At 67.9% G+C, this 17,981-nt stretch carries 19 protein-coding genes and 1 riboswitch; of the genes, 13 read left to right on the plus strand and 6 right to left on the minus strand.

The features are described from left to right. Window positions 1-2: 2 nt before the first annotated feature. Window positions 3-1,235, minus strand: a complete 1,233-nt coding sequence (locus QZM72_RS24465; RefSeq protein ID WP_089467090.1) for a 3-methyl-2-oxobutanoate dehydrogenase (2-methylpropanoyl-transferring) subunit alpha — start codon at window positions 1,233-1,235, stop codon at window positions 3-5. A gap of 411 nt (window positions 1,236-1,646) precedes the next feature. Continuing rightward, on the minus strand, window positions 1,647-2,273 hold the full coding sequence (locus tag QZM72_RS24470) for a flavin reductase family protein (RefSeq protein ID WP_089467089.1): 627 nt from the start codon (window positions 2,271-2,273) through the stop codon (window positions 1,647-1,649). An 861-nt stretch (window positions 2,274-3,134) separates the two neighbouring features. Between QZM72_RS24470 and QZM72_RS24475 the strand changes: the two genes are divergently transcribed. The 7 genes from QZM72_RS24475 (at window position 3,135) to QZM72_RS24505 (ending at window position 10,352) form a co-directional block, all read left to right on the plus strand. After that, window positions 3,135-4,160: a substrate-binding domain-containing protein gene (locus QZM72_RS24475; RefSeq protein ID WP_089467069.1), complete on the plus strand. Its 1,026-nt coding sequence runs from the start codon at window positions 3,135-3,137 to the stop codon at window positions 4,158-4,160. Between the two features lie 76 nt (window positions 4,161-4,236). After that, on the plus strand, window positions 4,237-5,265 hold the full coding sequence (locus tag QZM72_RS24480) for an ABC transporter substrate-binding protein (protein WP_089467068.1): 1,029 nt from the start codon (window positions 4,237-4,239) through the stop codon (window positions 5,263-5,265). 17 nt (window positions 5,266-5,282) lie between these two features. Further along, window positions 5,283-6,107: an ABC transporter permease gene (locus QZM72_RS24485; protein ID WP_301739454.1), complete on the plus strand. Its 825-nt coding sequence runs from the start codon at window positions 5,283-5,285 to the stop codon at window positions 6,105-6,107. Window positions 6,108-6,117: 10 nt separating this feature from the next. Next, window positions 6,118-7,020, plus strand: a complete 903-nt coding sequence (locus QZM72_RS24490; protein ID WP_301739455.1) for an ABC transporter permease — start codon at window positions 6,118-6,120, stop codon at window positions 7,018-7,020. Between the two features lie 14 nt (window positions 7,021-7,034). Beyond that, the gene (locus QZM72_RS24495) at window positions 7,035-8,066 is read left to right on the plus strand and encodes an ABC transporter ATP-binding protein (RefSeq protein ID WP_069617061.1); all 1,032 of its coding nucleotides are present in this window, start codon (window positions 7,035-7,037) and stop codon (window positions 8,064-8,066) included. Between the two features lie 82 nt (window positions 8,067-8,148). Next, a complete protein-coding gene (locus QZM72_RS24500; RefSeq protein ID WP_089467065.1) occupies window positions 8,149-8,973 on the plus strand; it encodes a phosphodiesterase in 825 nt (274 codons plus the stop codon). Window positions 8,974-9,152: 179 nt separating this feature from the next. Then, window positions 9,153-10,352 (plus strand): MFS transporter, encoded by a 1,200-nt coding sequence (locus QZM72_RS24505; protein ID WP_089467064.1) that lies wholly within the window; start codon window positions 9,153-9,155, stop codon window positions 10,350-10,352. 24 nt (window positions 10,353-10,376) lie between these two features. Here the strand turns inward: QZM72_RS24505 and QZM72_RS24510 are convergent, their stop codons facing one another. After that, the gene (locus tag QZM72_RS24510) at window positions 10,377-11,558 is read right to left on the minus strand and encodes an EamA family transporter (RefSeq protein ID WP_301739456.1); all 1,182 of its coding nucleotides are present in this window, start codon (window positions 11,556-11,558) and stop codon (window positions 10,377-10,379) included. Window positions 11,559-12,069: 511 nt separating this feature from the next. Here QZM72_RS24510 and QZM72_RS24515 point away from each other — a divergent pair. Together QZM72_RS24515 and QZM72_RS24520 are read left to right on the plus strand one after the other, a co-directional pair. Then, window positions 12,070-12,423, plus strand: coding sequence for a type II toxin-antitoxin system RelE/ParE family toxin (locus tag QZM72_RS24515; protein ID WP_089467914.1), 354 nt, complete (start codon window positions 12,070-12,072; stop codon window positions 12,421-12,423). Continuing rightward, complete coding sequence (locus QZM72_RS24520) at window positions 12,420-12,701, plus strand: helix-turn-helix domain-containing protein (RefSeq protein ID WP_053526311.1); 282 nt, start codon at window positions 12,420-12,422, stop codon at window positions 12,699-12,701. Before QZM72_RS24515 ends, QZM72_RS24520 begins: the two co-directional genes overlap by 4 nt. A gap of 25 nt (window positions 12,702-12,726) precedes the next feature. On the opposite strand, the gene QZM72_RS24525 is transcribed toward QZM72_RS24520, so the two are convergent. The 3 genes from QZM72_RS24525 to QZM72_RS24535 form a co-directional block, all read right to left on the minus strand. After that, a complete protein-coding gene (locus tag QZM72_RS24525; protein ID WP_089467062.1) occupies window positions 12,727-13,515 on the minus strand; it encodes a molybdopterin-dependent oxidoreductase in 789 nt (262 codons plus the stop codon). 27 nt (window positions 13,516-13,542) lie between these two features. After that, on the minus strand, window positions 13,543-14,175 hold the full coding sequence (locus QZM72_RS24530; RefSeq protein ID WP_089467061.1) for a cytochrome b/b6 domain-containing protein: 633 nt from the start codon (window positions 14,173-14,175) through the stop codon (window positions 13,543-13,545). Window positions 14,176-14,251: 76 nt separating this feature from the next. Next, a complete protein-coding gene (locus QZM72_RS24535; protein ID WP_089467060.1) occupies window positions 14,252-14,527 on the minus strand; it encodes a pentapeptide MXKDX repeat protein in 276 nt (91 codons plus the stop codon). Window positions 14,528-14,583: 56 nt separating this feature from the next. On the opposite strand from QZM72_RS24535, the gene QZM72_RS24540 reads away from it, so the two are divergent. The 4 genes from QZM72_RS24540 (at window position 14,584) to QZM72_RS24555 (ending at window position 17,883) form a co-directional block, all read left to right on the plus strand. Next, a complete protein-coding gene (locus tag QZM72_RS24540) occupies window positions 14,584-14,766 on the plus strand; it encodes a hypothetical protein (RefSeq protein WP_144030060.1) in 183 nt (60 codons plus the stop codon). A 31-nt stretch (window positions 14,767-14,797) separates the two neighbouring features. Further along, a riboswitch (TPP riboswitch) is annotated at window positions 14,798-14,914 on the plus strand. A gap of 124 nt (window positions 14,915-15,038) precedes the next feature. Next, window positions 15,039-16,970: a phosphomethylpyrimidine synthase ThiC gene (gene thiC, locus QZM72_RS24545; RefSeq protein WP_089467059.1), complete on the plus strand. Its 1,932-nt coding sequence runs from the start codon at window positions 15,039-15,041 to the stop codon at window positions 16,968-16,970. A gap of 232 nt (window positions 16,971-17,202) precedes the next feature. Then, complete coding sequence (locus QZM72_RS24550) at window positions 17,203-17,415, plus strand: glycine zipper 2TM domain-containing protein (RefSeq protein ID WP_011545020.1); 213 nt, start codon at window positions 17,203-17,205, stop codon at window positions 17,413-17,415. A gap of 228 nt (window positions 17,416-17,643) precedes the next feature. Further along, a complete protein-coding gene (locus tag QZM72_RS24555) occupies window positions 17,644-17,883 on the plus strand; it encodes a hypothetical protein (RefSeq protein ID WP_089467058.1) in 240 nt (79 codons plus the stop codon). Window positions 17,884-17,981: the final 98 nt, after the last annotated feature.

The raw sequence follows: 17,981 nt of genomic DNA on the forward strand, positions 1-17,981 counted from the left end.
GATCACGCTCCCAGTTCCTGGCGCTGACGGCGCAGGTGCGCGGGCAGCTCCTTGTAGACGTCGTCGAACATCGAGGCCGGCGACGGAATCCGGTCGTCGGCCAGCGTCCCGTACTTCTCCGCTTCCTTCTGCGCGGCGATCACCTCGGCCTCGAGTTCGGCCGTCAACGCGTCATGCGCGCTGTCCGACCAGATGCCCTTCACGATCAAGTGACGCTTGAAGCGCTCGACCGGATCGCCGAGCGGGAAATGGGACCAGTCGTCGCTCGGCCGGTACTTGGTCGGATCGTCCGACGTCGAATGCGCGCCCGCACGGTAGGTCACCCACTCGATCAGCGTCGGGCCGAGGTTGCGGCGCGCGCGTTCGGCCGCCCAGCTCGATGCCGCGTAGATCGCGAGGAAGTCGTTGCCGTCGACGCGCAGCGACGCGATCCCGCAGCCGACGCCGCGCGCGGCGAAGGTCGTGCCCTCGCCGCCCGCGATCGCCTGGAACGTCGAGATCGCCCACTGGTTGTTGACCACGTTCAGCACGACCGGCGCGCGGTACACGTGCGCGAACGTGAGCGCGGTGTGGAAATCGGCTTCGGCCGTCGCGCCGTCGCCGATCCACGCGGACGCGATCTTCGTGTCGCCCTTGATCGCCGACGCCATCGCCCAGCCGACCGCCTGGATGAACTGCGTCGCGAGGTTGCCGGAAATGGAGAAAAAGCCCGCTTCGCGATCCGAGTACATCACCGGAAGCTGGCGCCCCTTCAGCGGATCGCCTTCGTTCGACATCAACTGGCAGATCATCCGCTCGAGCGGCACGTCGCGCGCGATCAGGATGCTCTGCTGCCGGTAGGTCGGAAAGCACATGTCGCCGTCGCGCAGCGCCATCGCGTGCGCGGCGCCGATCGCCTCCTCGCCGAGGCTCAACATGTAGAAGGAGATTTTCTTCTGGCGCTGCGCGATCATCATGCGCGCGTCGAAAATGCGGGTCTTGAGCATCGCGCGCAGCCCGGCGATCAGTCGCGCATCGTCGAGATCGGGGGCCCACGGGCCGACGGCCTTGCCGCTGTCGTCGAGCACGCGCACGAGGCTGCGGGCGAGATCGGCGGTGTCCGCCGCGGCTACGTCGATCGGCGGGCGGCGGACGGCGCCGGCCGGCGATAGATGCAGATAGGAAAAGTCCGTCTTGCAGCCCGGGCGCCCGGTGGGCTCCGGCACATGCAGACGCAATGGCTCTGACAGGCTCATCGTGTCGTCTCCACGCTCGATTGTGTCTCACGCTGTTTGGGAACGCGCGGGCCGGTTGCCGGCCTGCGCGCGAGCTGACGCGCGGATAAGCGCGCCAACCTTGGAAATCTATGCCCGGCAGCGGCGGGCGTCGATGCCCAAGCCGCTCGTTCGTCGTGAGCAGATTTGCCATGGCCGATCGCGGCGGCGGGCGAATGCGCCGCGTGGAGTCGGCGCGGGACGGGTTTGCTGCGGTGCGGGGTCGCGGGGCCGGCAGCGATCGGCACCCGGGAGCGGACGCATCGGTATGCGTCGCGATCATGTGAGGATACGAAGCAAAAGACCCCGCGAAATCCTGGATTTCAGTGGGGTCTTTCGTCGGATTCGAGCGCTCGTGCGCCGGTTTACCGGCCTACTGCGGCACGCGATCGATCACGCGTCGGGACGAAAAAGATCGAAGCGGCTGTCGGGCGTCACGTGCACATAGGCCGACGGGCCGCCCGCGCGAAGAATGATGCCTGCGCCGAACGTGTCGAAGATGCCGTCCTTCAGCAGGTCATGGCGGATATGGACCGCGACGACCTCACCCAGCACCAGCGTGGCCGGCGTCTCGACGCCGCGGTGATCGCGCAGCCGGATCACGTCCGTCACCTTGCACTCGAAGTTCACGCCGCTTTCCGCGACGCGCGGCACGTCGACGAGGCGCGACGGCACCGCGGTCAAGCCGCCGAGTTCGAACTCGTTCACGTCGTACGGCACGGCGGCGCAGGTCTGGTTCATCCGCTCGGCGAGATCGCGCGTCGCGAGGTTCCACACGAACTCGCCGGTCTCCTGCACGTTGCGCACGCTGTCCTTCGCGGTGGTGCTCGAAAAGCCGATGATCGGCGGCCGATAGTTGAACGCGTTGAAGAAGCTGTACGGCGCGAGGTTCAGCGTGCCGTCGCTGCCGCGCGATGAAATCCAGCCGATCGGGCGCGGGCCGATGATCGCGTTCAACGGGTCGTGCGGCAGGCCGTGGCCTTGCGACGGTTCGTAATAGTGATGGGTCGAGTCGGTCATGACGGGTGGTCCGGCGAGAGGCAAACGATGAGGGAAGCGGTCGCCGGGACGTGTTGGCCGATGGCGACGCAGGCGTCCGGTGCGACGTGCGTGCCAGTATCACATGGCGCGGTTTTCGGCGCAGTGGCGCGCATCGCCAGCCGCGCGGGCGTGCCGCTGCATGGGCGTGCGCCCAATAAAAAACCCGCGAGCGCTGGATTTCTCGCGGGTTTCCTGCGCCTTCGTCGAATCGAATCGAATCGAATCGAATCGCGGGGACGCAATCGATGGTGCCGGGGACCGGACTCGAACCGGCAAGCCAGTTAAGGCGGCGGATTTTCGTCACACTGCTTCTTTCAAAGCCGGCGTCGCGGGCGCGAGCCGTTCGTGCGCTGGACTATGCCTTCACCGTCGCGCGCGGGCGTAACCACTGCCCGTGCGCCTTAGGCGCCCCCCGTCTAGTCTCTACACCTTCCTCGCGGCTGCCGCGAGGCTTGGCTCGGCGTTGCCTCGATGCGCACATCAGGGGTTTCGCCGAATTTGAAGGGTTCTGCACCGACCGTTTCCGGCCGGGCACTCAATCGTTTAAGTCCGCTATGTTTACCAATTTCATCACCCCGGCAACAGGGCGGACGCGATTCTACCATTGCTCGCGCATGCGCTCCCTTATTCCGCAACGCCGCATCGCGATACCGGCGCCACCGCATCGCTTGCTCCCGCGCCGCGACCGCCGCCGATACAATCGACCGCGCGTCGTCCACCGCCCCCACCGTCTGACGTTTGTATCGTGCTTTTCGCGAAACAAGCGTCGCGTGCGTCATCGCGAAGTCACAAACGTTTTCGATAATTCCCCGGCCGAAAACGTTTACATCGCACGATTTCATGACCTCGACCATCAAGGACGTCGCCGCCCTCGCGGGCTTCTCGATCGCCACCGTTTCGCGTGCGATCAACGCGCCGCATACCGTCAGCCCCGCCACGCTGCAGACGATCCGCTCCGCCATCGACGCGCTGCAGTTCCGCCCGAGCCCGCTCGGTCGGCAACTGCGCGGCGAGCGCACGCGGCTCGTCGGCGTCGTCGTGCCGACGCTGTCGAACCCGGTGTTCGCCGACTGCCTGCAAGGCATCGACGAACTCGCGACCGCGGCCGGTTTCAAGCTGATCCTGATGACGACCGAATACGACGCGGCGCGCGAGCGTCATGCGATCGAGACGCTGCGCGAGCAGCGCGTCGAAGGGCTGATCCTCACCGTCGCCGATGCGGACACGCACCCGCTGCTCGACATGCTCGACCACGACGGCCCGCACTACGTGCTGATGCACAACGACCCCCGACGCCGCCCGTCGGTGTCGGTCGACAACCGCCGCGCCGCGTATGACGGCGTGCAACGACTGACCGCGCACGGCCATCGCCGCGTGCTGATGCTGGCCGGTTCGCTCGCCGCGTCGGATCGCGCACGCCAGCGTCATCTCGGTTATGCGCAGGCGCTCGATGAAGCCGGCGTGGCGCCGCTGCCGCCCGTCGAAGTCGACTTCAACGCGCCCGAGCTGCCCGATGCGGTGCTTGCGCATCTCACCGCGCACGCCACGCGCCCGACCGCCCTCTTCTGCAGCAACGACCTGCTCGCGATGGTCGTGATGCGCGGCCTGCGCCGCGCCGGTTTCTCGATTCCCGACGATCTGTCGGTGCTCGGCTTCGACGGAATCGCGATCGGCGAGCTGCTCGCGCCGCCGCTCGCGAGCGTCGCGACGCCGAACCGCGACATCGGCCGCCACGCGTGGCAGCGTCTCGTCGAATGCATCGGCGGCGCGGCGATCGAGCGCACGTCGACGATCCTGCCGCACACGGTGCGCGACGGCGCGACGATCGCGCCACCGGCCACCGACCTGCAACTGCGCAAGGCCTGAACGCCGAACGCACGCGCCGCGCGGTCACACATACCCCATAACCCCAGCGCCACACCTACTCGCCCGGAGATTCACCGTGTCCTTTCGCCTGACCTCGCTGCTGCGCGCGCTTGCCGCGCCGCTCGCCCTCGCCGCGCTCGTCGCCGGCGCCCCCGCCGCCCACGCCGACGAAACGGCGATCTGCTACAACTGCCCGCCCGAATGGGCCGACTGGGCCGCGCAGATCGCCGCGATCAAGCAGAAGACCGGCATCCGCGTGCCGTCCGACAACAAGAACTCGGGCCAGGCGATCGCGCAGCTGATCGCCGAGCAGAAGAGCCCGGTGGCCGACGTCGTCTACCTCGGCGTGTCGTCGGCGTTCCAGGCGAAGGACAAGGGCGTGATCGCGCCGTACAAGCCCGCGCACTGGAACGACATCCCCGCGAATCTGAAGGACCCGCAAGGCTACTGGTTCGCGATCCACTCGGGCACGCTCGGCTTCTTCGTGAACAAGGACGCGCTCGACGGCAAGCCGGTGCCGCGTTCGTGGGCCGACCTGCTGAAGCCCGAATACAAGGGCATGGTCGGCTATCTCGATCCGTCGAGCGCGTTCGTCGGCTACGCGGGCGCGGTCGCCGTCAACCAGGCGCTCGGCGGCAGCCTCGACAACTTCAAGCCTGGGCTCGACTGGTTCCGCAAGCTGAAGGCGAATGCGCCGATCGTGCCGAAGCAGACGGCCTATGCCCGCGTGCTGTCCGGCGAGATTCCGATCCTGCTCGACTACGACTTCGATGCGTATCGCGCGAAGTACAAGGACAACGCGAACGTCGAGTTCGTGATCCCGAAGGAAGGCACGATCGCGGTGCCGTACGTGATGAGCCTCGTGAAGGGCGCGCCGCACGACGCGAACGGCAAGAAGGTGCTCGACTTCGTGCTGTCGGACGAAGGCCAGAAGCTGTGGGCCAACGCCTACCTGCGCCCGGTGCGCGCGCAGGCGCTTGGCGCGGACGTCGCCGCGAAGTTCCTGCCGGCGAGCGAATACGCGCGGGCGAAGGCGGTCGACTTCGGCAAGATGGCGGCCGGCCAGCAGGCGTTCGGCCAGCAGTACCTGCAGATCATGCAGTAAGCCGCGGGACGCAACCGATGCTCGACCTGACTTTTCCGCTGCGCTGGCGCGTCGCGCTCGTCGCGCCGGCGCTGGCGGTATTCGCCGCGTTCTGGCTGCTGCCGATGGCGTCGCTCGTGCAGGTGTCCGCCGACGGCGCCTTCTTCTCGCACTACGCGGCGCTGCTCGGCAACGCGCGCTACATGAAGAGCCTCGGCGAGACGGTCGCGTTGTCCGCGGGCGTCACGCTCGCGACGCTCGCGCTGTCGACGATCTCGGGCCTGCTGCTCGCGCGCCGCGAATTCGCCGGCAAGCGCGTGCTGCTCGCGCTGCTCACGTTTCCGCTCGCGTTCCCGGGCGTCGTCGTCGGCTTCATGGTGATCATGCTTGCCGGGCGCCAGGGGCTGATCGGCATGCTGTCGACGAAGCTCACCGGCGACAAGTTCGTGTTCGCGTATTCGGTGGCCGGCCTGTTCATCGGCTACCTGTACTTCTCGATTCCGCGCGTGATCGTCACCGTGATCGCGGCCGCGTCGAAGCTCGACGCGTCGCTCGAGGAAGCCGCGCGTTCGCTCGGCGCGTCGCCGTGGCGCATCTTCGTCGACATCGTGTTGCCCGCGCTTGCGCCCGGCCTGATCGCGGCCGGCGCGATCTGCTTCGCGACCGCGATGGGCGCGTTCGGCACCGCGTTTACGCTCGCCACCGATCTGAACGTGCTGCCGATGACGATCTATACCGAATTCACGCTGAACGCGAATATCGCGACGGCAGCCGGCCTGTCGATCGTGCTCGGCATCGTCACCTGGGCCGTGCTCGCGCTCGCGCGCCGCTTCACCGGTCACACCGCCGCCGCCGCGGCCTGAGGATTTACGCATGCAATCGCTTTCCGGCTCTTCCGCGCCGTCGCCGGCGCCCGCTCCGGCTCCCCTGCACGCGACACGCGCCGCCCGGCATGCGCCGCGCGTCACCGGCGCACGTGCGATCGCCGCGCTGCAATGGGGCGTCACGCTGCTGCTGGGCGCGTTCCTGATCGTACCCGTCGTGATGTCGGTGCTCGCGGGGCTGACCGTCAACTATTTCCGCGGCCTGTCGAGCGGCCTCACGCTGCGCTGGCTCGAACAGGTGTGGCAGCAGTATCACGGCTCGGTCGCGCTGTCGCTCTACGTCGCGTTCGCGACGCTCGCGATCGTGCTCGCGGTCGGCGTGCCGGCCGGCTATGCGCTCGCGCGCAGCAAGAGCCGCCTCGCGCGTGCGATCGAGGAAGCGCTCGTGCTGCCGGTCGCGCTGCCGGGTCTGGCTTCGGCGCTCGCGCTGCTGGTCGTATACGGCGGCTTCACCGCGTTCCGGATGAGCCTGTGGTTCATCGTCGTCGGCCACGTCGTGTTCACGCTGCCGTTCATGGTGCGCGCGGTCGCGGCGGTTGCTGCCGGCGCCGACCTGCGCACGATCGAGGAAGGCGCGGCGAGCCTCGGTGCGTCGTTCGTCACGCGCTTCGTCACGATCGTGCTGCCGAACCTGCGGCCGGGGATCGTCGCCGGGGCGCTCGCGGTGCTCACGCTGTCGATCGGCGAGTTCAACCTCACGTGGATGCTGCATACGCCCGACACCAAGACGCTGCCGGTCGGGCTCGCCGATACGTACGCATCGCTGCGCCTCGAAGTCGGCAGCGCGTACACGATCCTGTTCCTGCTGATGACGCTGCCGCTGCTCGTCGCGATGCAGTGGCTCGGCGTCGATCCGTCCGGTACGCGCGCGCTGAAGAAGCGCCCGCGCTGAATTTTCTTGCAGACATGAAACTCGATTCCACTCCCATCACCCTGACCGGCTGCGCGAAGACGTTCCGCGGCACACGCGTGCTCGAACCGCTCGACCTGTCGATCGGCGCCGGCGAAACGCTCGTGCTGCTCGGGCCGTCCGGCTGCGGCAAGACCACCACGCTGCGCCTGATCGCGGGCCTCGACACGCCGGACGCCGGCGGCACGATCGCGTTCGGCGACGACGACGTCACCGCACTGCCGATCGAGCGCCGGCAAGTCGGCATGGTGTTCCAGAACTACGCGCTGTTTCCGAACCTGACGGTGCGCGGCAACGTCGGCTACGGGCTGAAGATCCGCAAGACCGAGCCGCGTGCATTGCGCGAACGCGTCGACGAACTGCTCGCGATGATGCGGCTCGACGCGCATGCGGACAAACCGGTCGATCAACTGTCGGGCGGCCAGCGGCAGCGCGTCGCGCTGGCGCGCGCGCTCGCGGTGCGGCCGCGCGTGCTGCTGCTCGACGAACCGCTGACCGCGCTCGACGCGAAGCTGCGCGACGTGCTGCGCCGCGACATGAACGCGCTGCTGCGCGAGCTCGGCGTGACGACCGTCTACGTGACGCACGACCAGGCCGAAGCGATGGAGCTCGGCGACCGGATCGTCGTGATGGGCGCGGGCCGCATCGAACAGATCGGCACGCCGCGCGAGATCTACTACCAGCCCGCGAACCGCACGGTCGCGCAGTTCATCGGCACGCTGAACCGGCTCGCGGGCCAATGGCGCGACGGCGCGCTCGAGACGACGGGCGGCGCGATCGTCACGCCGCATGCGGCCGACGAATGGTTCTTCCGCCCCGAGGATGCGCAGCTCGCCGATCCCGCGCATGCGCCGCTGCGCGGTGCGGTCGGCGCGTGCGCGTTCCTCGGCGAACGCACGCGGCTCACGATCGAGCATGCGGCGCCGGACGCGCTCGTGATCGACGTGCCGGGCCGCATCGCGCTCGCGCGCGGCACGGCGGTCGGCCTCACGATCGCGCCGGAAGGCCTGATCGCGCTCGGCGCGTAAGCCGTCGATCGGGCATCATCCAGGCAGCCCCCACGCGGCGCACGCCGCCGCGACAACAACCAGACGATTCCGAGGAACGACGATGCTGCTTGCTCAAATCAGCGATCTCCACATCAAGCGGCCGGGCCAGCTCGCGTACCGCCGCGTCGACACGGCGGCCGCGCTCGCGCGCTGCGTCGAGAAACTGAACGCACTCGTGCCGCGCCCCGACGCCGTGCTCGTCACCGGCGACCTGACCGACTTCGGCCACGACGAAGAGTACGGCAACCTGCGCGGGCTGCTCGATGCGCTCGAGATTCCGTATTACCTGATGATCGGCAATCACGACGACCGCGCCGGTTTGCGCCGCGCGTTCGCCGATCGCGCCGAGCTGCAGGACGGCGAATTCGTGCAGTACGCGCTCGACGTCGGTGCGGTACGCGTGCTTGCGCTCGATTCGCAGGTGCCGGGCGCGAGCCACGGCGACCTGTGCGACGCCCGGCTCGCGTGGCTCGCCGCGCAGCTCGACGCCGCGCGCGACCGGCCGGTGATCGTCGCGCTGCATCACCCGCCGTTCGCGTCCGGCATCGGGCACATGGACAAGCTGCGTCTCGCGCCCGCCGCCGCCGCGAAACTCGATGCGCTGTTGCGCGGCCATCCGAACGTCGAGCGCGTGCTGTGCGGTCACGTGCACCGCACGATGTTCACGCGCTTCGGCGGTACGCTCGCGTGCGCGGTGCCGTCGCCCGCGCACCAGGTCGCATTCGACTTGCGAGTCGATGGGCCGTCCGCGTTCCGGCTCGAACCGCCGGCGTTCGCGGTCCATCGTCATGCGCCCGATACGGGGATGATGTCGCATCACGTCTATGTGGACGAAGGCGCCGGACCGTATCCGTTCTACGAGCCGACGGGCGAGCTGGTCGACTGACGACGCGAAGCGCGTGCCGCGACGGGCGGCGGCCGGCCGGTTGTGCCGGTTATACCGGTTATGCCGCCGGCAGGATTCGCGTCGCTCCGGTATGATCGGCAGCCTCGACCGGCGCCCGGCCTGACTGCGCACCCGACGCGTGCGCCGCCTGCCGCGCCGCCCACTCCGTTGCCGCCGCCATGTCCACCGCCTCCACCGACCGTCCGACCGACGCCCCCTCGCCCCACTATTCGCGCAGCCTGCTGTTGCTGCTCGCGACGATCGCGGGCGTATCGGTCGCGAACATCTACTACAACCAGCCGCTGCTCGACAGCTTCCGCTCGTCGTTTCCGGACGGCGCGTCATGGATCGGCGCGGTACCGACCGCGACGCAGCTCGGCTATGCAGCCGGCATGTTCCTGCTCGCGCCGCTCGGCGACCGCTTCGATCGCCGCGGATTGATCCTGCTGCAGATCGCCGGGCTGTCGATCGCGCTGATCGCGGCGGCCGCCGCGCCGTCGCTCGTCGTACTCGTGGCCGCGAGCCTCGCGATCGGCATCCTCGCGACCATCGCGCAGCAGGCCGTGCCGTTCGCCGCCGAAATCGCGCCGCCGGCCGAACGCGGCCACGCGGTCGGCACCGTGATGAGCGGCCTGCTGCTCGGCATCCTGCTCGCGCGTACCGCCGCCGGCTTCGTCGCCGAGTATTTCGGCTGGCGCGCGGTGTTCGCCGCCTCGGTCGCGGCGCTCGTCGCGCTCGCCGTCGTGATCGTGCTGCGGCTGCCGCGCAGCTCGCCGACGTCGACGCTGTCGTACGGCAAGCTGCTTGGCTCCATGTGGCATCTGGCCGCCGAACTGCGCGGACTGCGCGAGGCGTCGCTGACGGGCGCCGCGCTGTTCGCCGCGTTCAGCGCATTCTGGCCGGTGCTCACGCTGCTGCTCGCCGGCGCGCCGTTCCATCTCGGCCCGCAGGCAGCCGGCCTGTTCGGGATCGTCGGGGCCGCCGGCGCGCTCGCCGCACCGTATGCGGGCCGCTCCGCGGACACGCGCGGGCCGCGCGCAGTCATCTCGCTCGCGATCGCGCTGCTCGCGCTGTCGTTCGTGATCTTCGCGCTGTCGGGTTCGAGCCTCGTCGGGCTCGTGATCGGCGTGATCGTGCTCGACGTGGGCGTGCAGGCCGCGCAGATCTCGAACCAGTCGCGCATCTATGCGCTGAAGCCGGAGGCGCGCAGCCGCGTGAACACGGTGTACATGGTGTGCTATTTCATCGGCGGCGCGCTCGGCTCGTCGGCCGGCGTCGCCGCATGGCGCGCATTCGGCTGGACCGGCATGTGCGCGGCCGGGCTGCTGTTTACCGCGCTCGCCGGCTGGTCCCACCACCGCGGCGGCCGGCGCGGCTGAACGCGGCCGGCTGCTGCCGCGGCGTCACGCGTCGGTGCGCGAGACGACCGGCTCGGCGGCGGCGGGCGGCGGCGCGAACGCCGGGGCCGGGTCGATCACCGCGGCGGGATCCATCACCGCCGCGGGCGTCGGCACCGCGAGCGGGACGGCCGAAGGCGCGAGGATGGGCGCCGCATCCGGCGTGGCGATCGGCTCGGCGACAGGCGAAGCGTCCGCCGTCACCGCCTGCTCGGCCGCCACGACCGGCGCACTGGCAGCCGCGGTGGCGGCCGCGGGCCGGCGCGCCGGATCGAACACGAACGACAACCCGACGCTGCCGAGAATCGCGACGGTCGCGACCACGGTCGCCATCGTCACCGGTTCGCCCAGCAGCAGCGCGCCGAGCGCGACCGCGACGATCGGGTTTACGTACATGCAGCTGCTCGCGATGATCGGGCTCGTGTGGCGAATCAGGTAGCCGTACGCGACGTACGCGGCCATCGTGCAGAACACCATCAGGTACACGAACGCGAACACGGGCCCGACGGCCAGCTGTTCGACGCGTTCGCCGAGCAGCCACGCGACGATCGTCGACATCAGGCCGCCGAGGCCGATCTGCAGCGACGTCGACAGGAACAGGTCGGACGGCAGCTTGAGCCGCGTCGCGAGATGCGCGCCGCCCGCCCAGAACAGCGCGCCGGCCAGCACGCAGATCGTGCCGAGCGCCGAGTTCGAGGCGGCCGAGCCGCCCGAATTCAGCACGACGATACCGACCATCCCGAGCGCGACGGCTGCCCATTCGCCCTTCGTCACCGGCCGCCCGGCGACCGCCGCGATCACGGTCGCGAACAGCGGCACCGTGGCCACCATCACCGCGGCCGAACCGCTGCTGACCGTGCGCATGCCGAGCGCGATCGTGCCGGACGACAACGCGACGAGCATCGTGCCGACGATCGCCGAGTTGCGGATTTCCAGCAGCGTCGGCCACTCGGGCTTGCGCCGCAGCGCGAAGATGAACAGGCCGATCCCGCCGAGCAGGTTGCGCAGCCCCGACAGCAGCAGCGGCGGGAACGACTGCAGCGCGAAATGCAGCCCGCTGTAGGTCGAACCCCAGACGAAATAGATGAAGGCGAGCGCGAGCGCCACGCGGCCGCCGCGGCTTTGCGGCAGGCGGATCCGGAACGAAATGCGGGCGAGGAAATCGAGGAGGCGGTCGAGCGGCGTCATCGTGCAGCCCGCCCGCGCGTCACGCCGCGTGCCCCGCTGAAAGACGCCGGCGATGCCGGCAAACGGTCCACGCGGGACCGGGAAGGCAGAGCGAACGTGCGGAACGACATGACAGTGCGAACGGCGACGAAAAAGAACCGGCAAGCGGCGGCAAAAGGGCAAAAACGGGGCAAAAAAACGTGTGCAACCGCGCGGTTGCACACGCTCGGCATTATGGCATCAAGGATTCGAAAGCATCGTCGGACCTGTCTGAAAGATATCGACTGATGTTTCGGCGCGACATTTTTTCGTGCGCGGGACGGGCGAAATGCGGGGCCGGACACGCGATGCGCGAATGGCCGGCGTGTCGACGAGCCGCCCTGCGTCGCCATTCGCAGCCGTCGATCCAGCATCGGCCGGACGACCAGTCAGGTGCGCCGGCGCTTCGCGTCGCGGCTATCGTGACGGACGGCATGCCCGCGCGCCACCGTGTGCAGCCGTTTTCCGACACGCACATCGTCCATACAAAATTTTGTATAACTCAGATATACTGCCACCGAAGCCGGTCGTTTTCGTCGGCACCGCGCTGGCCGATCTACGCGGCTTTCCGCTACCCGCACGGCGCGAAGCCGGCCACCAGATCGACCAGGTGCAGCGCGGCCTCGCGCCCGACGACTGGAAACCGATGCGCACCATCGGCATCGGCGTGCGGGAAATTCGCCTGCGCGATGCGAGCGGCGCATTCCGGATCGTCTACGTCGCGACGTTCGCCGAAGCCGTCTATGTGCTGCACTGCTTCCGCAAGCAATCGTCGCGCACGAACAAGACCGATATCGACCTCGCCGCCCGCCGCTACCGGTCGCTGATGATGGAGTTGAAACGATGACCAATGAACGTTACGCGAACGTCTGGGACGCAATCGAAAGCGAGCCGGCGGAGGCCGCGAACATGAAGCTGCGCTCCGAATTGATGATCGCGCTCAAGCAGCGCATCGCGCGGCTCGAACTGAGTCAGGCCGAAGCCGCGAAGCAGCTGGGCGTCACGCAGCCGCGCGTGTCCGACCTGCTGCGCGGCAAGATCAACCTGTTCGGGCTCGACGCGCTCGTGAACATGGCCGCGGCAGTCGGCCTGCGCGTCGACCTGCAGGTGCGCGAATCCGCGTGACGCGGGCGCACGCCGCGCGCATCGCTCACGATCCGCCGAACCAGTTGTAGCCCTGATCGACCCAGTAGCCGCCTGGGAACGTATCGGTCACGAAGATTTCCATGATGTGCTTCGGGTTCTTGTAGCCAAGCTTGGTCGGCATCCGCAGCTTCATCGGGAAGCCGTACTCGGGCGGCAGTTGGCGGCCGTCGTACTCGAGTGCGAGCAGCGTCTGCGGATGCAGCGCGGTCGGCATGTCGATGCTTTCGTAGTAATCGTCCGCGCACTTGAAGCCGACGTATTTCGCCTGCGTGTCGGCGCCGGCGCGCGCGAGGAATGCGCCGAACGGCGTGCCGCCCCAGCGGCCGATCGCACTCCACCCTTCCACGCAGATATGCCGCGTGATCTGTTCCGCGTGCGGCAGCGCGCGAAGCTCGTCGAGCGTCCACACGCGCTTGCCGGTGACACGGCCGGACAACACGAGGCGGTAGGTCGACTCGTCGACGTGCCGCACTTCGTCGATCCCGTAGTACGCATTGAACGGAAACGGCCGCGTGATGTCGGCTTCGGTGTAGGTCGGCGCGAGCTGGTTCGGGTTGAACAGCCACGCCTGCACGCGATCGTTCATGCGCGACACTTTCTCGAGGAACGTGTTGACCGACGCGTCGTCCTGCAGCGTGCAGCCGGTCAGCATCGCCAGGCCGCCGAGCGTCAGCACGCGCCGGTTGAACAGCCGTCGCGACGGCATCTCGAGTTCGCGGCGCACGTCGAGCTCGAGCGACTTCCGGTCCAGCGTCCAACGCGGCTCGCCGCGGGGTTTTTCGGATTCCGACATGATGATTTCCTTCGCCCGCGAAGCGGGTCAGCGGCCACGCAGCATCGCGAGCAGCGAGCGCGGCACCAGCAACGCCATCGCGACGTGGACGGCAACGAATGCGACCAGCAGCGCCATCGCCCAGAAGTGCACGATGCGGGCGTTATCGTAGCCGCCGAACAGCTCGCGCAGCAGCGGGAATTGCACCGATTTCCAGATCGTGAGCCCGGACAGCACCAATAAGACGAGATCGACGATCGCGGTCAGGTATGCGGCCCGCTGCACCGCGTTGTAGACGCTCAGGTCGTCGTGCGACAGCCGCCCGCCGAGCGCGGCGCGCACGTCGCGCCACACCGACGCGGGCGTCACGGGCAGCAGCTTGCGCGCGAAGCGCCCCGTCGCGATCGACATCGCGAGATAGAACAGGCCGTTGCCGACCAGCAGCCACATCGCCGCGAAATGCCATTGCAGCGCGCCGCCGAGCCAGCCGCCGAGCGTGATGCCGTGCGCGAACGTGAACGACGGATAGATCGGCGACGCGTCGTAGATGCGCCAGCCGGACAACGCCATCAGGATCGCCGCGAGCGCGTTGAGCCAGTGGCTCGCGCGCACCCACCGCGGATGGATCGTCGGCGCGGGCGGCGGCGCGCTCGTGCGGTCGGTGACAGGAACCGTTTGCATGATGATGACTCCGGGGATGATGCGACGGGATGCGACGCGCGCCGACGAGCGGCCGGCCGCACCCCGCCCGCATTCGTCAGTTCGACGGGCTCATGGCGTCCTTCTTCATCGCGTCGCCCTTCTTCATCGCGTCATGGCCCATCGCATCCTTCTTCATCGCATGCTTCTTCATGCCGTCCTTCTTCATCGCGCCGTCCTTGGCCATCGCATCGTCCTTGGCCATCGCGTCGTGGCCCATCGCGTCCTTCGACATCGACATGCCGTCCTTCGACATCGCATCGTTCTGCGCATGGACGCCCGTCGCGATCGTGGCAAGTGCGGCGACACAGGCGGCGAGGAATACGTTTTTCATGACATCTCTCCACTACATGGGTTTAGGAGCCGAATAGACGGAGCACGCCGCCGGAAATGACAGCGATGCCCAAAAAAATTCTAGGCGCTGAAAATGAAGACGCGAATGCCGCACCGCCTGGCGCGATCCGGCCCGGCCGGGACGCCGTTCGGCAGTCGGGATTGCTGCGGCGCACCCTGCTGCGTTCGCCGGCCGCGAACGGCCCGCCGCCCGCCGGCATCGGCTTCGCACCCGGTTGAAACCACCGCCAAGCCGGTGTATCGTGTGCCCTTGCTAACGCGGGGGTCCTGCAATGCGTTCGGTCAAACAACCGGCATTGCGGGTGAGAAATACCCTTTGAACCTGATCTGGATAATGCCAGCGCAGGGAAGCGTACGGATTTCGCGGCCATCCTTCTGACGAAATCCGCCGCCTCACCAAGCCTCGTCTCCTGCTTAGCTCGAGCCCCACATTCGTCAAGGGCTCCGGGCAAGCGCCGAAGCGCCTGTCCGGCGCCCGCACAGGAGATTGCATGAACGCCAATCCGAAGTTTCTGTCTGCCGACGCCCACGTCGACGCCGCCGCCGTCGCGCCGCTGCCCAATTCGCGAAAGGTCTATGTAACCGGCTCGCAGCCCGACATCCGCGTGCCGATGCGTGAAATCACGCAGGCCGACACCCCGACCGGCTTCGGCGGCGAGAAGAATCCGCCGATCTACGTGTACGACACGTCGGGCCCCTATACCGATCCGGACGCGAAGATCGACATCCGCGCGGGCCTGCCCGCGCTGCGCCAGCGCTGGATCGAAGCGCGCGGCGACACCGAAGTGCTCCCCGGCCTGTCGAGCCGGTACGGCCTCGAGCGCGCGGCCGACCCGGCCACGGCCGAGCTGCGTTTCCCCGGCCTGCACCGCAATCCGCGCCGCGCGCAGGCCGGCAAGAACGTCACGCAGATGCACTACGCGCGTCAGGGCATCATCACGCCGGAAATGGAATACATCGCGATTCGCGAGAACCAGCGCCGCGCCGAGTACATCGAGAGCCTGAAGTCGAGCGGCCCGAACGGCGCGAAGCTCGCCGCGATGATGGGCCGCCAGCACCCGGGCCAGGCGTTCGGCGCCGCGGCCTTCGGCGCGAACGCGCTGGCGGAGATCACGCCGGAATTCGTGCGCGACGAAGTCGCCCGCGGCCGCGCGATCATCCCCGCCAACATCAATCACCCGGAATCCGAGCCGATGATCATCGGCCGCAACTTCCTCGTGAAGATCAACGCGAACATCGGCAACTCGGCCGTCACGTCGTCGATCGGCGAGGAAGTCGACAAGATGACGTGGGCGATCCGCTGGGGCGGCGACACGGTGATGGACCTGTCGACCGGCAAGCACATCCATGAAACCCGCGAGTGGATCATCCGCAACAGCCCGGTGCCGATCGGCACGGTGCCGATCTACCAGGCGCTCGAAAAGGTCAACGGCAAGGCCGAGGACCTGACCTGGGAAATCTTCCGCGACACGCTGATCGAGCAGGCCGAGCAAGGCGTCGACTACTTCACGATCCACGCGGGCGTGCGCCTGCAGTACGTGCCGCTCACCGCGAACCGGATGACGGGCATCGTGTCGCGCGGCGGCTCGATCATGGCGAAGTGGTGCCTCGCGCATCACAAGGAAAGCTTCCTGTACGAACACTTCGAAGAGATTTGCGAGATCATGAAGGCGTACGACGTGAGCTTCTCGCTCGGCGACGGCCTGCGTCCCGGCTCGATCTACGACGCGAACGACGAAGCGCAGCTCGGCGAACTGAAGACGCTCGGCGAACTCACGCAGATCGCATGGAAGCACGACGTCCAGGTGATGATCGAAGGCCCCGGCCACGTGCCGATGCAGTTGATCAAGGAGAACATGGATCTCCAGCTCGACTGGTGCAAGGAAGCGCCGTTCTACACGCTCGGGCCGCTGACCACCGACATCGCACCGGGCTACGACCACATCACGTCGGGCATCGGCGCCGCGATGATCGGCTGGTTCGGCACCGCGATGCTGTGCTACGTGACGCCGAAGGAACACCTCGGCTTGCCGAACAAGGACGACGTGAAGGAAGGGATCATCACGTACAAGCTCGCCGCGCACGCCGCCGACCTCGCCAAGGGTCACCCGGGCGCACAGGTGCGCGACAACGCGCTGTCGAAGGCGCGCTTCGAGTTCCGCTGGGAGGATCAGTTCAACATCGGCCTCGATCCGGACAAGGCGCGCGAATTCCACGACGAGACGCTGCCGAAGGATTCGGCGAAGGTCGCGCACTTCTGCTCGATGTGCGGCCCGCATTTCTGCTCGATGAAGATCACGCAGGACGTGCGCGAGTTCGCCGCGCAGCAGGGCGTGTCGGAAACCGAGGCGCTGAAGAAAGGGATGGAGGTCAAGGCGGTCGAGTTCGTGAAGACCGGCGCCGAGATCTACCACCGTCAGTAAGCACACGCAGCGGGCCGCGCCGGCTCGCCTGGCGATGCACGCAGCCCGCTTTCGAGCGGGCTTTTTTGCGCATGCCGCGTGCCTGCCGGCGCATGCGAAACAATTGATTACGAAACCGCGCGAGCCTTAACAAGTCCTTACAGCAGCAGCGCGGGGCCGCGCGTAGATTGATTGCATGCGTGGCCGCCAGCCGGTCGCGCGCCTTCCGTTCACTACCACAAGGACAACGATCATGAACTCGATTCGGCGTTTTGGGGTATGCGCTCTCCTCGTCGCGACAGTGGCCAGCCTGTCGGCTTGCGATTCGATGTCGCGACGCCAGCGCGATACGGCAATCGGTGCGGGTGTCGGCGGCGTCGCCGGCGCGGCGATCGGCGGCAATGCGCTGTCGACGCTGGGCGGCGCGGCGGCCGGCGGCATCATCGGTAACCAGGTCGGCAAGTAAGCCAGCCGACATCGGCCGGTTGGGCGTCGTCGCCCAACTGCGGACCGAACGGTCCAACGGCGTTTCCGCGGTGCGGAAGCGCCGTTTTCGTCTGTGGTGCCGCAACCGGCGCGGCCGCTGCGCCCGGAGCGCCCGGAAATGATCGGTTACCGTTTTTCATACCGTGTCATCGGGACTCGGCCTAAGCTTGAAGCATCTGCCGATAGCCGGCTCCGCCGGAGACACATCATGAACAGGACCTTCGTCGCCGCGGCGCTTGCCTGCACGACCCTTGCCGGCTGCTACTACCCGTACGGCTACTACGCGGCTGCGCCGGTGCCGGTACAGCCCGCGCCCGTGTATGTCGATCCCGCTCCCACCTATTACTATCCGGCGCCTGCGTATGCGCCGGCATGGGGCGGTTATTGGGGCCCGGCGGTGTCGCTCAATTTCGGCTTCGGCGGACGCGGCGGCTGGCGTCATCACTGATCCGACCGGCCGCGCCGCACGCGCTCGTCCGGCCGCCGCCCGGCGGCAAACGGCCGGAATCGCCGTTTCTTGTCGTTTCATCCGATCATGAAACGACG

This window comes from Burkholderia sp. AU45388 (assembly GCF_030481585.1).
GTDB classification, from domain to species: Bacteria; Pseudomonadota; Gammaproteobacteria; order Burkholderiales; family Burkholderiaceae; genus Burkholderia; species Burkholderia sola.

Coding starts and splice junctions, on each gene's coding strand:
- QZM72_RS24465 (WP_089467090.1), bottom strand. CDS start 1,235: ATGAGCCTGTCAGAGCCATTGCGTCTGCATGTGCCGGAGCCCACCGGG.
- QZM72_RS24470 (WP_089467089.1), bottom strand. CDS start 2,273: ATGACCGACTCGACCCATCACTATTACGAACCGTCGCAAGGCCACGGC.
- QZM72_RS24475 (WP_089467069.1), top strand. CDS start 3,135: ATGACCTCGACCATCAAGGACGTCGCCGCCCTCGCGGGCTTCTCGATC.
- QZM72_RS24485 (WP_301739454.1), top strand. CDS start 5,283: ATGCTCGACCTGACTTTTCCGCTGCGCTGGCGCGTCGCGCTCGTCGCG.
- QZM72_RS24490 (WP_301739455.1), top strand. CDS start 6,118: ATGCAATCGCTTTCCGGCTCTTCCGCGCCGTCGCCGGCGCCCGCTCCG.
- QZM72_RS24495 (WP_069617061.1), top strand. CDS start 7,035: ATGAAACTCGATTCCACTCCCATCACCCTGACCGGCTGCGCGAAGACG.
- QZM72_RS24500 (WP_089467065.1), top strand. CDS start 8,149: ATGCTGCTTGCTCAAATCAGCGATCTCCACATCAAGCGGCCGGGCCAG.
- QZM72_RS24505 (WP_089467064.1), top strand. CDS start 9,153: ATGTCCACCGCCTCCACCGACCGTCCGACCGACGCCCCCTCGCCCCAC.
- QZM72_RS24510 (WP_301739456.1), bottom strand. CDS start 11,558: ATGACGCCGCTCGACCGCCTCCTCGATTTCCTCGCCCGCATTTCGTTC.
- QZM72_RS24520 (WP_053526311.1), top strand. CDS start 12,420: ATGACCAATGAACGTTACGCGAACGTCTGGGACGCAATCGAAAGCGAG.
- QZM72_RS24525 (WP_089467062.1), bottom strand. CDS start 13,515: ATGTCGGAATCCGAAAAACCCCGCGGCGAGCCGCGTTGGACGCTGGAC.
- QZM72_RS24530 (WP_089467061.1), bottom strand. CDS start 14,175: ATGCAAACGGTTCCTGTCACCGACCGCACGAGCGCGCCGCCGCCCGCG.
- QZM72_RS24535 (WP_089467060.1), bottom strand. CDS start 14,527: ATGAAAAACGTATTCCTCGCCGCCTGTGTCGCCGCACTTGCCACGATC.
- QZM72_RS24540 (WP_144030060.1), top strand. CDS start 14,584: ATGACAGCGATGCCCAAAAAAATTCTAGGCGCTGAAAATGAAGACGCG.
- thiC (WP_089467059.1), top strand. CDS start 15,039: ATGAACGCCAATCCGAAGTTTCTGTCTGCCGACGCCCACGTCGACGCC.
- QZM72_RS24550 (WP_011545020.1), top strand. CDS start 17,203: ATGAACTCGATTCGGCGTTTTGGGGTATGCGCTCTCCTCGTCGCGACA.
- QZM72_RS24555 (WP_089467058.1), top strand. CDS start 17,644: ATGAACAGGACCTTCGTCGCCGCGGCGCTTGCCTGCACGACCCTTGCC.